Annotated in this window: 11 protein-coding genes and 1 pseudogene; 8 read left to right on the top strand and 4 right to left on the bottom strand. The window is 66.7% G+C overall.

Features of this window, described 5'->3' with window-relative positions; genetic code table 11:
- Nucleotides 1-52: 52 nt before the first annotated feature.
- Genes AC5Y6Y_RS10860 through AC5Y6Y_RS10850 form a run of 3 tightly spaced genes read right to left on the bottom strand, consistent with a single transcriptional unit; the run spans nt 53 to nt 2,297 of the window.
- Entirely contained in the window at nt 53-673 is a 621-nt protein-coding gene (locus tag AC5Y6Y_RS10860) for a PaaI family thioesterase (protein WP_499930014.1), read from the bottom strand.
- On the bottom strand, nt 670-1,290 hold the full coding sequence (locus tag AC5Y6Y_RS10855; RefSeq protein WP_463826541.1) for an isochorismatase family protein: 621 nt from the start codon (nt 1,288-1,290) through the stop codon (nt 670-672). The genes AC5Y6Y_RS10860 and AC5Y6Y_RS10855 overlap by 4 nt, the downstream gene beginning before the upstream one ends.
- A complete protein-coding gene (locus AC5Y6Y_RS10850; protein WP_463826540.1) occupies nt 1,287-2,297 on the bottom strand; it encodes a Rieske 2Fe-2S domain-containing protein in 1,011 nt (336 codons plus the stop codon). Before AC5Y6Y_RS10850 ends, AC5Y6Y_RS10855 begins: the two co-directional genes overlap by 4 nt.
- Nucleotides 2,298-2,463: 166 nt before the next feature.
- Between AC5Y6Y_RS10850 and AC5Y6Y_RS10845 the strand changes: the two genes are divergently transcribed.
- From AC5Y6Y_RS10845 to AC5Y6Y_RS10835, 3 genes are read left to right on the top strand one after another with little or no spacing between them, the layout of a single operon-like run.
- Nucleotides 2,464-4,071 carry a flavin-containing monooxygenase gene (locus AC5Y6Y_RS10845; protein WP_499930011.1) on the top strand — a complete coding sequence of 536 codons (1,608 nt, stop codon included), beginning with the start codon at nt 2,464-2,466 and terminating at the stop codon, nt 4,069-4,071.
- Between the two features lie 10 nt (nt 4,072-4,081).
- Nucleotides 4,082-5,179: an alpha/beta hydrolase gene (locus AC5Y6Y_RS10840; protein ID WP_463826538.1), complete on the top strand. Its 1,098-nt coding sequence runs from the start codon at nt 4,082-4,084 to the stop codon at nt 5,177-5,179.
- Nucleotides 5,172-6,215 carry a TIGR03857 family LLM class F420-dependent oxidoreductase gene (locus tag AC5Y6Y_RS10835; RefSeq protein WP_499930009.1) on the top strand — a complete coding sequence of 348 codons (1,044 nt, stop codon included), beginning with the start codon at nt 5,172-5,174 and terminating at the stop codon, nt 6,213-6,215. The genes AC5Y6Y_RS10840 and AC5Y6Y_RS10835 overlap by 8 nt, the downstream gene beginning before the upstream one ends.
- Nucleotides 6,216-6,286: 71 nt before the next feature.
- On the opposite strand, the pseudogene AC5Y6Y_RS10830 reads toward AC5Y6Y_RS10835, so the two are convergent.
- Nucleotides 6,287-7,784: pseudogene (locus AC5Y6Y_RS10830) on the bottom strand (acyl-CoA carboxylase subunit beta).
- 113 nt (nt 7,785-7,897) lie between these two features.
- Between AC5Y6Y_RS10830 and AC5Y6Y_RS10825 the strand changes: the two are divergent.
- The 5 genes from AC5Y6Y_RS10825 to AC5Y6Y_RS10805 are packed head-to-tail and all read left to right on the top strand — an operon-like array spanning nt 7,898 to nt 12,052.
- The gene (locus tag AC5Y6Y_RS10825; protein ID WP_499930007.1) at nt 7,898-8,917 is read left to right on the top strand and encodes an LLM class F420-dependent oxidoreductase; all 1,020 of its coding nucleotides are present in this window, start codon (nt 7,898-7,900) and stop codon (nt 8,915-8,917) included.
- A gap of 11 nt (nt 8,918-8,928) precedes the next feature.
- Nucleotides 8,929-10,149, top strand: a complete 1,221-nt coding sequence (locus AC5Y6Y_RS10820; RefSeq protein ID WP_463826799.1) for a cytochrome P450 — start codon at nt 8,929-8,931, stop codon at nt 10,147-10,149.
- A 59-nt stretch (nt 10,150-10,208) separates the two neighbouring features.
- Complete coding sequence (locus AC5Y6Y_RS10815; RefSeq protein WP_499930005.1) at nt 10,209-11,036, top strand: SDR family NAD(P)-dependent oxidoreductase; 828 nt, start codon at nt 10,209-10,211, stop codon at nt 11,034-11,036.
- A 3-nt stretch (nt 11,037-11,039) separates the two neighbouring features.
- Nucleotides 11,040-11,258 carry a VOC family protein gene (locus tag AC5Y6Y_RS10810; RefSeq protein ID WP_463826533.1) on the top strand — a complete coding sequence of 73 codons (219 nt, stop codon included), beginning with the start codon at nt 11,040-11,042 and terminating at the stop codon, nt 11,256-11,258.
- Complete coding sequence (locus AC5Y6Y_RS10805) at nt 11,255-12,052, top strand: SDR family NAD(P)-dependent oxidoreductase (protein ID WP_463826532.1); 798 nt, start codon at nt 11,255-11,257, stop codon at nt 12,050-12,052. The genes AC5Y6Y_RS10810 and AC5Y6Y_RS10805 overlap by 4 nt, the downstream gene beginning before the upstream one ends.
- The last annotated feature ends 36 nt before the right edge of the window (nt 12,053-12,088 follow it).

Below are 12,088 nucleotides of genomic sequence, written 5' to 3'. Positions count from 1 at the left end.
CAGAATCGCACGGATGAGCTTGCCGCAGTGCGATTCTGCGTCTGCTCGCGCCTCAAGGCTGGTGGGGTAGCAGGCGGACCATCAGCCCGTTGGCTTCGGTCAGCACCGTGCCGTCGGTCGCCGTCATGGTAGCGGCAATGAAAACCTTGCGGCCGTCGACTTCGCTGATGCGCCCCGCAGCGGTCAATGGCTCGTCGATCGGCGTGATCTTGCGGTAGTCGACGTGCAGATAGGCGGTGCGGGTGGGCCGGATCTCGGCGGCGGTGACCACCATGCCGAACAACCAGTCGTACAGCAGCGGGATCATCCCGCCGTGCACCGCGTTGTTACCGCCGACGTGGGCTTGGGTGAAATGTCCGTGCATCACCACCCCGTCCGGGCCGGATTCGGTGACGCTCCAGGGCGGCAGCAGGGGATGGCCCAGGCCGGGCAGGCTCAGCACCCGACCGGCCACCGCGTCGACTTCGGGAACCTGGTGGCCGTCCAGGAGCGCGCACGCCTGCTCGATATGACCGGCGGCGGCAGCCCACAGTGCACTGTCCGGGCGGGTGGAGACGGTCAGATCCTGCAACCGCCGCAGGGCGGCCGCGAAAGGACCCAGTTCCTCAGGTGCGTCTTCCACGGGTCTGACATCGGGGAATCCCCCGCGGGCCGGGGATGCGGTCTCGGTCATTGCGCCGTCCAGGTCTGCACCAGGTCCTCGGTGGTGGTGACGGTGGCCAGCAGCGAGAGCGTATTGGCGATGACGGCCTCGCCGTACTCGGTCGGGATGCCGGCCACTGCGTCGCGGGGCACCACCACCCGGTATGCGGCGTTGACGGCGTCCATGACGAAGTTGGGGATCGCGATGTTGAGCGAGACGCCGACCACCACGACCGTGCTGACCCCCAGGTTGCGCAGCACCGCGTCCAGGTCGGTACCACCCATCGGGCCCACCCCGTGCCAGCGGGAAAGAACCAGATCGGTTGGTGCGGGCCCTAATTCGGGGAGCAGCGCCGCACCCGGGGTGCCCGGGGTGATGTCGACCTGTCCTTGCCCGAGGGTGAAGATCTTGGCGTTGCGGTTGGATCCCAGCCCGTCCGGACGCTTGTGCACCAAGCAGTGCACGACGTGCACGCCGGCCGCCCGGGCCGCGGGCAGCAGGCGCGCGATATTGGGCAGTGCGACGCGACGGGCCTCCTCGGCGAGCATCGCCAGTCCGGCGTGCGGGCCGATGACCGCACCCTGGCACTCCTGGGTGACGATCGCGGTGTGCCCGGGTCCGACGAGACCGGCGAGTTTGTCGGTCATCCCCGGGCGCCCACTGCCGGTGCCGCGTCATAGAATTGTGTCGCCCATTTTCGCAGTGCCATATAGCCTTTCGCGTCGGTCTTGGACAGCGCCGGGCGTTCCACATATTTCTGGTACCGCCAGATTTCCAGGTCGTCGAAGACGGTGGACAGGAACTGCCTTTCGATCAGCTCGCGCAGCTTGCCCGCAGGCACCGGGGCGTCGTCACCGGGGACGCGCGGCCACCAGATCGAGTAGAACAGGTCGGAACGCTCGTCGTCGACCGGCGTGCAGGTGAAGATCAGCCGATGGTTCTGGGCGCCCTCGAAAACGCTGATCGCCCCGCCGAGACCGAACAGGTGGCTGTGAAAGATCAGGGCCAGGTCGTCCGGGTTGTCGCTGCGCGCGTCCGGCCATCCCGCGGTGAACTGCCACTCGTGCTCGACGATCTTCCAGTCCAACACCCGGGGCGTGACGGTGGCGTGGTGCACGTATTCGAAATGCGCGCTGTCCGGGGCGTTTTCGGCCACGATCTGGGGATGCACCGGTTCGCGTTCGGCGCGCCGGGAGAATTCCGGGTACGCCCGGTAGTAGGCCGCCGGGTCGGTCTCGAACTGCGGGAACTTCTTGAAGATATCGGGCATTTCCCACTGGGGTTCTTTGCCGTCCGGGTGGTGCCAGATGAACACGCAGTCGTACTGCTCCCGCACCGGGTAGACCTGCAGCCGCAGCGCGCGGTTGGGCCGCTCCGGCTGGTAGGGGATGTACCGGTTGGTGCCGTCCGGACCCCAGCGCCACCCGTGGAACGGGCACTGGAGGCAGTCGCCGACCACCTTGCCGCCATGGCCGAGGTGGGCGCCGAGATGTTTGCAGTGCGCTTCCAGGATGTGCAGTTCGCCGGAGTCGTCGCGGTAGGCGACCAGGTCCTCACCGAAGTACTGCAACGGCCGAGCCTCGCCGACCGGGAATTCCGGGGACCACCCGACCATGAACCACCCGGTGACTTTCCAGGTGAAAGGGACCTGCACGGCGGCGCCTTTCGACTATGGGCTGATACTTAATCTATTACAGTATAGATTTCAGCAACTTGACACCATTCGTCCGGCGCGGGCAAGGAGCTCTATGTCTGGTCACGACCTGCGGGGGAGCCGGTGATTCGGCAGCTCAAGACTTGTGCCAGACCGGAGGTGACGGGTGGATCTTGACGTTCTGGTGATCGGTGCCGGGTTCTCCGGCCTGTACATGCTGCACCGGCTGCGCCAGCTCGGTGTGCGGGCCCGGGTGCTGGAGATGGCGGAGAACGTCGGCGGCACCTGGCTGCTCAACCGGTATCCCGGGGCACGCTGCGACATCGAGAGCATCGAATACTCCTACAGCTTCTCCGAGGAGATTCAGCAGGAATGGGTATGGACGGAGTCCATGCCGGCCCAGCCCGAGATCGAGGCCTACCTGAACTTCGTCGCCGACAAGCTCGACCTGCGCCGCGACATCGCGTTCAACACCGAGGTGGTCGCGATGCGTTTCGACGAGGACGCCGCGGCGTGGGAGGTGCGCACGCAGGCGGGTGAAGCGCTCACCGTCCCGTTCGTGGTCGCCGCGTCCGGAATCCTCTCGGTCCCTGTGGAACCCGATATCCCCGGGATGGCGTCCTTCGCCGGGACGTCGCTGTACACCAGCCGCTGGCCGCGCGAGGGCTTCGATCTGCGTGGTAAGCGGGTCGGTGTGATCGGCACCGGCTCCACCGGAGTGCAGCTCATTCCCGTCGTTGCGCAGGAAGCCAAGCAGCTCACCGTGTTTCAGCGTTCGGCACCGTACACGCTGCCGTGGCAGGTGCACCGGTTCGAACCCGGGGAGTTGGACGAGATGAAAGCGCGCTACGCCGAGATCCGAGCCGCGCAGCGCGACCATCCGATCGGGGCGGCACGGCTGAGCGCGTTCTCGGTGCTGCTGGAGATGCTGGCCAGCCCGCCGCTGAAGTCAGCGACCCGCGAGCAGCAGCTGCGCGCCATCGAGGAGAACGGCGTGCTGGGCGCGCTGAACTGGAGTGACGTCTTTTTCGACATCGAGGCCAACCAGATGGCCGCGCAACTGTACGGTGAAGCCGTTGCCCGAATTGTGCGAAACCCCGAGACCGCGGCCGCCCTGGTGCCGCGACACCCGTTCGCCTGCAAGCGGCCGATCATCGACCAGGGCTACTACGAGACGTTCAATCGGGACAACGTCATCCTGGTCGACCTGCGCAACGACCCGATCCAGCAGGTAACTGCCACCGGCATCCGCACCGCCCGCGGAGAACACGAACTGGACGTGATCGTCTACGCCACCGGGTTCGACGCGATGACCGGCGCGCTGAGCCGCATCGACGTCCGCGGCCGCGACGGCATGTCGTTGGGCGGGTTCTGGGCCGAGGCAGGCCCGCTGTCCTACCTCGGGTTGGCGGTCGCCGGATTTCCCAATCTGTTCACCGTCCAGGGCCCGGGCAGCCCCAGCGCAGCGACCAACTTCGTGGCTGCGCTCGAACAACACGTCGAATGGATCGGGGACTGCATCGCGTATCTGCGGGGCAACGGGATCCGTACCATCGAGGCGCTGGACACCGCCCAGCAAGAGTGGATCGAGCACGCCACCGCGCTCGTCGCTCCGACGGTGCTGGTACACCCGTCCTGCAGCTCCTGGTACAACGGGGGCAACGTTCCCGGCAAGAAACGGATGTACATGGGCTACACCGGTGGCATCCCCGAATACCGCCGGCGGTGCGACGAAGTCGCGACCACCGGGTACGCCGGATTCAAGCTGAGGTAGGTGATTGGTCGTGTCGTTGGCAACCCGCGGGCTGGGCATCAGCCGGGAACTGGGCATGCTGCTGCCGCGCACCGTGTCCGGGGTCAGGGGGCAGCCGTTCGGGGTGCGCCCCTTCGGCGAGGTGTTCCTGGATGAGCTTGTGCTGACCGGCTTTTCGGTGCTCAATGACGGCAGGCCCACGACGGTGCGGACGGCGCAGGAGTGCGCCGCGGCAGCCGAGGAGCTGTCAGCGCTCGGCATCGACGGAGCCCACGCCGAGCCCGCGCCACTGCACGTGCGCGCCGTCCGACGCCGCCGCATCGCAGGGCTGGCGTACGAGCGCATGACCTTCGAGCACGACCCCGCACTGCCGCAGACGCTGGTGGACGAGGGCTTCGGGGGCGCCGCGCGGGCGGCGGTGCACCTGTGCCGGCACCGTGACGGTCCGCGACCATGGCTGATCTGGATCCATGGCGCCGGTCAGGGTGGTGCGGAGGACATGTTGATGTCGCGCATCGACCGCGTGCACCGCGGCCTGGGCTACAACGTCGCGATGCCCGTTCAACCCGGGCACGGCTGCCGGCGTGGGTATTGGCCGGCATATCCCGACACCGATCCGCTGGGCAATGTCGCAGGCATGATGCGGTCGGTGTCGGAAATCCGCGCGGTGCTGCGCTGGGTGCGCAAACAAGCCACCACCGTTGTGGTGGCCGGAGTGTCGATGGGCAGCCCGGTGGCCGCACTGGTGTCGCATCTCGAGCGCGACATCGACGCGGTCGCGTTGTACACCCCGATCCTGGGGTTGAACTCGATGATCGCCCGGCACCTGAGCAGGTCGGGTTCGTCGCGCCGGGATTACTGCACGTTGCTGCAATCCGACGTGGTGTCGCAGCTGACGTCGGTGATCGACCCGCTGCGGGCCGACCCGGCCCCGCCGCCGCACCGGCGGCTGATCGTCGCCGCCCGGCATGACCGGATGGCGATGCTGGAACCGGCGCTGGTGTTACAGGAGAGATGGGGCGGGCAACTGTACTGGTATGCCGGCGGACACGTCAGTCACGTGTTCTCCCGCCGGGTTCAGACCGTCTCGGAGCGGTTCCTGCGCGAAGTCAGGGGTTCGGATGAGTGATCGCGTTCTCGACGAGTTGGGCTACTACCTGCTGGCCGGAGCGGGGGGAGAGGGTCCCGCGACCCTGATGGACGAGGCCCGCCGGGGCGAGGAACTCGGCTTCGGCACCGCGTTCATCTCCGAACGATGGAACGTCAAGGAAGCCTCGTCTCTGGTGGGAGCGGCGTGCGCAGTGACCAGCCGCATGCAGATCGCCACCGCCGCAACCAATCACAACACCCGTCATCCGCTGATCACCGGTTCGTGGGCGACCACCATGCACCGGTTGTCGGGCGGCCGTTTCACGCTGGGCATCGGCCGGGGCATTGCCGCGATCTACGGGGCGTTCGGCATCCCGGCGGTGACCACCGCCCAGATGGAGGACTGGGCGAACGTCATGCGCCGGCTGTGGCACGGCGAGCTGATCTTCAATCACGACGGCCCAATGGGCAAGTACCCCATTCTGTTTCTCGACCCGGACTTCGACGAGGACATCCGGTTGGCGTTGGTGGCGTTCGGTCCCAACACGCTGGCGCTGGGCGGTCGGGTGTTCGACGACGTCATCCTGCACACCTACTTCACCCCGGAAACGTTGCAGCGCTGCGTCACCACGGTGAAGACGGCCGCGGAAAAAGCCGGCCGCAACCCCGACAGTGTGCGGGTGTGGTCGTGCTTCGCCACGGTCGGCGACCACCTGCCCGAGCAGCTGCGCCTGAAGAAGACTGTTGCCCGCCTTGCCACCTACCTGCAGGGTTACGGCGACCTGCTGGTGAACACCAACAAGTGGGATCCCGCTGTGCTGCAACGGTTCCGCGAAGACCCGGTGGTGACGTCGATCGCGGGCGGGATCGACCACAAAGCCACGCCCGAGCAGATCGAGCACATCGCGACGCTGATTCCTGAGGAGTGGCTGGAACCGTCGGCCACCGGGTCGGCGCAGCAGTGTGCCGAGCGGGTTCGCCGCGAGTTCGACTACGGCGCCGACGCGGTGATCCTGCATGGCGCCACACCCGACGAACTGGAACCCGTCGTGGCCGCCTACCGGGCCGCGCAGTAGCGTGAGCAGACGCAAAAGCCCCCAATTTCGTTGCGAAATAGGGGCTTTTGCGTCTGCTCGCGCCAAAGGGGTCAGGGCAGGATGACCGTGCGCGTTACCGGCTCGGCGACCGCCTGCCGGCTGGACAGGCCGCGCCGTAAGGCATCCAGCAGCGCGTCGCGCGTCTCCCGCGGATCGATCAGCTCGTCGAAGCCCATGTTCTCCGCCGACCGGTAGGAGGCCTGCAATTCGGCCTTGCGCAGCTTGGCGGACAGATCCTCGGCAGCGTGCGAGGCGCGGGTGAGCGCGGCCGCGCTCATGGCGCCCATCGTCGCACCCGGATAGGCGAAAGTGGCTGTCTGCTGGTCGAATCCGAGCAGCGACATCACCATCGAACCGAAGCCGTACGCCTTTCGCAACGTCAGGTGCAACTTGATTGTCGTCGCCGCGGTCTGGGCGGCGAACATCCGCGCACCGCTGCGCAGCACGCCCTGGCTCTCCGAGCGACTACCGGGCAGCATGCCCGGGTTGTCGGCCAGGAAGATGATCGGTAGGTGGAACGAATCAGCCACCAGGATGAAGTGCGCCGCCTTGTCCGCGGCCGCGGCGTCGATGGAACCGGCCAGCACCTGCGGCTGGTTGGCGACGACGGCGACCGGTTGGCCGCCGAGATGGGCCAGCGCGCAGATGATCGCCTTGCCGAACATCGGTTGAACCTCGAACCAATCGGGCCGGTCGAACACGACGTCGAGCACCGCGCGCATGTCGTAGACGCGGCGGTTGTCGCGGCTGACGATGCTGAGCAACTCCGGTGTCGGTCGCGGTTCGCAGGTCTCGTCCGGTTCCAGCGCCGGCGGGTACGACCACGCGCTGGGCGGGAAATACGACAGATAACGCCGGATGTCGTCGAGCACGGACTCGTCGTCCTCGGCGACGTTGTGGATCACCCCGCTGGGCAGCGCGACAGCCGGGCCGCCCAGGTCCTCCTTCGAAATGTCTTCGCCGGTGGACTCTTTGACCACCGGCGGTCCGGCGGTGAAGATGGTGCCGTGTCGGGCTCATGATCCGGAAATCGCACACCGGGGCCACCAGAGCGCCGTGTCCCGCCGACGGCCCCAACACCGCTGCCACCGTCGGGACCCGGCCCGAGCACTGCGTCTGCGCGAGCAGGTCGGTGGGGCTGCGGCCGTAGTGGCCACCGGTCGGCCGGAAGCCGGCGCCGTCCAGCAACATCACCATCGGGACCTTGTTGCGCACCGCCAGTTCGGCGATCCGGTGCCGCTTGGAGTTGCCGCCGGGGCCGATGCTGCCCGCCAGCGTGGTGAAGTCCTCAGCGCCCACCATCACCGGTCGACCGTCGATCAGACCCGATCCGGTGACGATCGCGTCGGCCGCGGTGTCGCCGCCGACCAAAGTACCCAGTTCGCGGAAGGTACCCGGGTCCAGCAGATAGTCGATGCGGGCGCGGGCGTCCAATTTGCCTTTGCCGCGGTGCTTGTCGAGGCGCTCCGGGCCCCCCATGGCCCACGCGTGGCGGCGACGCCGGTCGAGGTCGACGAGGGTTTCTTCCCAATCCTCGGGCTTACCCATCCTGGTCCTCACTCGCCGGGCCGAACCTGTTGAACTGCTCACTGTAGCGGGTCGGTGCCGGCGCGCATCGAACACGTTGACCCTACCGAATCGCTTACTGTAGCTTTTCCATCATGTCGCGTGGGGGCCTCAAGATCGACGGAGGTATCCCGAACAGGCTCGACGACGCGGTCGAGGCCGCCACCGCACTGGAACAACACGGGTTTGCCGGCGGCTGGACGGCCGAGACCAGCCACGACCCGTTCCTGCCGCTGCTGCTGGCCGCCGAGCACACCACGCGTCTGGAACTCGGCACCAACATCGCCGTCGCGTTCGCGCGCAGTCCGATGACCGTGGCCAACCTGGGCTGGGATCTGCAGGCGTACTCGCAGGGCCGGTTCATCCTCGGGCTGGGCACCCAGATCCAGGCCCATATCGAGAAGCGGTTCAGCATGCCCTGGAGCCACCCGGCCCGCCGGATGCGCGAATTCGTCGCGGCGCTGCGAGCCATCTGGTCGGCGTGGAAGGACGGCGAACGGCTGCGGTTCGAAGGCGAGTTCTATACGCACAAGATCATGACCCCGATGTTCACCCCGGAGCCCATGCCGCACCCGGCCCCGAAGGTGTTCCTGGCCGCCGTCGGGGAGGCGATGACGGAGATGTGCGGTGAGGTTGCCGACGGCCACCTCGGTCACCCGATGGTCTCCAGGCGCTACCTCACCGAGGTGACGATGCCGACGCTACTGCGCGGCCTGCAACGCGCCGGGCGGGACCGCGCCGACTTCGAAGTCGCGGCCGAAGTGATGGTGGCGACCGGCACCGACGAGGCCGAGCTGGCGACCGCAATCGCGGCTGCGCGCAAGCAGATTGCGTTCTACGGGTCCACACCCGCCTACCGCCGGGTGCTGGACCTGCACGGCTGGGGCGACCTGCACACCGAACTGCACCGGATGTCCAAAGCAGGCGAGTGGGACGCGATGGCCGCACTCGTCGACGATGAAATTCTGAGCACCCTGGCGGTGGTCGCACCGGTCGGCGAAATCGGTGCCGCACTGCGAAGCCGTTGCGAGGGCATCGCCGACCCGGTGTGGCCGATCTTCTACGCCGCTTCCCAAGACTGTATTGCCGCCGCCTGGAAGGAGATTGGCCCGTGAACGCTACGGTCATGGATGAGGCCGCCAAGCTGCTGGCCGATCCGCAAACCTACACCGACGAGCGCCGCCTGCACGCCGCACTGACCCACCTGCGTGCCAGTGCTCCGGTGTCCTGGGTCGAGGTGGAGCACTATCGGCCGTTCTGGGCGATCACCAAACACACCGACATCATGGACATCGAGCGCGACAACACGCTGTTCACCAACTGGCCGCGCCCGGTCCTGACCACTGCCCAGGGCGACGATCAGCAGGCCGCCATCGGGGTCAAGACGCTGATCCATCTCGACGACCCGCAACACCGCGACGTCCGCGCGATCGGAGCCAACTGGTTTCGGCCGAAAGCCATGCGGGCGTTGAAGGTTCGTGTCGACGAGCTGGCCAAGATCTATGTCGACAAGATGCTGGAAGTGGGGCCGGAATGCGACTTCGTCCAAGAGGTCGCCGTCAACTACCCGCTCTACGTGATCATGTCGCTGCTCGGCATACCCGAGGCCGACTTCCCCCGCATGCTCAAGCTCACCCAGGAGCTGTTCGGCAGCGACGACACCGAGTTCAAACGTGGCACCACCGTCGAAGACCAACTACCCGCGCTGTTGGACATCTTCGGTTACTTCAACGACGTGACCGCTGCGCGCCGCGAGCACCCGACCGAGGACCTGGCATCGGCCATCGCCAATGCCCGGCTCAACGGCGAACCGCTGTCCGACATCGAGACGGTGTCCTACTACCTGATCGTCGCGACCGCCGGGCACGACACCACCAGCGCCACCATCTCCGGCGGGTTGCAGGCGCTGGCCGAGAATCCCGACCAGTTGCAGCGGCTGCGCGACGACCTCTCGCTGATGCCGCAGGCCACCGAGGAGATGATCCGCTGGGTCACCCCGGTCAAGCAGTTCATGCGCACCGCTGCCCGGGACACCGAGGTACGGGGAGTTCCGATCGCCGCGGGCGAGTCGGTGCTGCTGTCGTACGTTTCGGGCAACCGCGACGAAGAGGTTTTCGACGATCCGTTCCGCTTCGACGTCGGTCGGGAGCCGAACAAGCATGTCGCGTTCGGCTACGGGGTGCACTTCTGCATGGGCGCCGCACTGGCCCGCATGGAGGTCAACAGTTTCTTCACCGAGTTGCTGCCCAGGCTCGAATCGATTGAGCTGACCGGTGATCCGCAGTATGTGGCCACCACGTTCGTCGGCGGTCTCAAGCACCTGCCGGTGCGCTACTCGCTGCGGTGAGGCGGCTGTGACCGCTGTGTGGCGCACGTCATAGACTCCCAGCGGGAGGACATCAGCCTATGACCCCGAGAACGATCATCATCACCGGCGCCAGCGACGGTATCGGTGCCGCGGCTGCGCGCGAGTTGCGTCGCGCCGGCGCGAACATCGTGGTGATAGGCCGGTCGCAGACTAAGACCGAGGCCGTGGCCGCAGAACTGGACGCGGATCATTTCGTGGTCGATTTCGCCGACCTGGCGCAGGCGCGCGCGCTGGCGGACAAGATCCGCTCCACCTACCCACGCATCGACGTGTTGCTCAATAACGCCGGCTGCATGGGCACCAAGATCCACCTCACCCCGGATGGTTACGAACACACATATCAGGTGAACTACCTGTCCCCGTTCCTGCTGACCACCCAACTGATGGACGTGCTCGTCGACTCGCGTGCCACCGTCGTCAACACCACCAGCTCGTCGCATCTGCTGATCGTGCGGGCCGGCGTCGCGGACCTGGAGAACACCGCGCAACGCCGCCCCAGCACCGCCTATGCGCTGTCCAAACTGGCTATCGTGTTGTTCACCAAGGAATTACACCGCCGCTACCACAGCCGCGGGCTGTCTGCCGTAACTGTGCACCCCGGTTACGTCAACTCCAATTTCGGCCCGGCGTCGGGATCAAAGGCGCTGGCGTTCTCCAAACGCTACCTGCCGACCGAGCGGTACACCGCAACATCCGAACAGGGCGCCGAGCAACTGATCTGGCTGGCGTCGAGCACCCCCGGCGTGGATTGGACACCGGGCGAATACTATTCGCGGCACAAGATCGCCCGGGTGAACCGCCTGGCCAGAAACACCCGACTGGCCAACGACCTATGGGAGAGCACCATGACCAGGATCGCGACCTAACGCATGCTCGGTGTTCATCACACTGCGATCTGCACCGCGGATGCGGACCTCGCCAGACGGTTCTGGTACGACGGTCTGGGACTCGCCGAACTGTCCGACTATACGTTCACCGGCGACTGGCCAGACCTGTTCGGCGCCAAGGACACTCAGTTGCGCTCCCGCTTCCTGGGCGATCCGGGCACGCCCGACCCGGGGATCGATTTGATCGGACCGGCCCGGTGACCGCTCTGGTTACCGGCGGCGGGTCCGGGATCGGACGCGAAGTGGCGGCGCGGTTGCGCGAGGCCGGAGACGACGTCGTCGTCTGGGATCTCGCCGGCGCACCCGAGGCGCCGGATATCGTCTGCGACATCAGCGATTCCGATGCCGTGGCCGCCGCAATGGAACAAACCGTGCGCGAGCACGGCGTGCCGACCCGGGTGGTGACCTCGGCCGGAGTCGGGTCGTCCGGCCTGCTGCTGGAAATGCCGGTTGCGGAATGGCAGCGGGTATTGTCGGTCAACCTCACCGGCACCTGGTACACCATCCGCGCCGCCGCCCAAGCCATGATCGACGCCGAATTGCACGGTTCGATCGTCGTGGTCTCGAGCATCAGCGGCACCCTGGCCGACCGGGACATGGGCGCCTATTGCGTCTCCAAGGCGGGCCTGGACATGCTGGTGAAGGTCGCGGCGGTGGAGTGGGGGGTCCACGGCATCCGCATCAACGCCGTCGGGCCCGGGGTCACCCGGACCCCGATGCTGCCCGATGCCGAAAAGTGGCCTGCCTGGGTCGAGGGCATGTCCAAACGCACCGCCCTGCGGCGCCTGGGTGAACCCGCCGACGTGGCCGAGGCAATCCTCGGGACACTCGAAATGTCCTGGGTGACCGGGCAAGTCATCCACGCCGACGGTGGTCTCTCGTTGCACAGCCCGATCGACGCCTACGGGCAGGTGGAAAAGCTGATGCGGCTCAAGAAACTCAAGGAGCTGCACGAGGCCAAGCAGAAGGCCAAAGCCGCTGACCGCTCAGAGTGAACCACACGACGCTGCACCGGCGTGTCCTGTCACAAA

This window comes from Mycobacterium sp. NGS24 (assembly GCF_059813065.1).
The sequence above is the reverse complement of the archived record's forward strand: the minus strand, read 5'-3'. Positions and strand labels throughout refer to the sequence as shown.

Coding starts and splice junctions, on each gene's coding strand:
- AC5Y6Y_RS10860 (WP_499930014.1), bottom strand. CDS start 673: ATGACCGAGACCGCATCCCCGGCCCGCGGGGGATTCCCCGATGTCAGA.
- AC5Y6Y_RS10855 (WP_463826541.1), bottom strand. CDS start 1,290: ATGACCGACAAACTCGCCGGTCTCGTCGGACCCGGGCACACCGCGATC.
- AC5Y6Y_RS10820 (WP_463826799.1), top strand. CDS start 8,929: ATGGATGAGGCCGCCAAGCTGCTGGCCGATCCGCAAACCTACACCGAC.
- AC5Y6Y_RS10815 (WP_499930005.1), top strand. CDS start 10,209: ATGACCCCGAGAACGATCATCATCACCGGCGCCAGCGACGGTATCGGT.
- AC5Y6Y_RS10835 (WP_499930009.1), top strand. CDS start 5,172: ATGAGTGATCGCGTTCTCGACGAGTTGGGCTACTACCTGCTGGCCGGA.
- AC5Y6Y_RS10825 (WP_499930007.1), top strand. CDS start 7,898: ATGTCGCGTGGGGGCCTCAAGATCGACGGAGGTATCCCGAACAGGCTC.
- AC5Y6Y_RS10810 (WP_463826533.1), top strand. CDS start 11,040: ATGCTCGGTGTTCATCACACTGCGATCTGCACCGCGGATGCGGACCTC.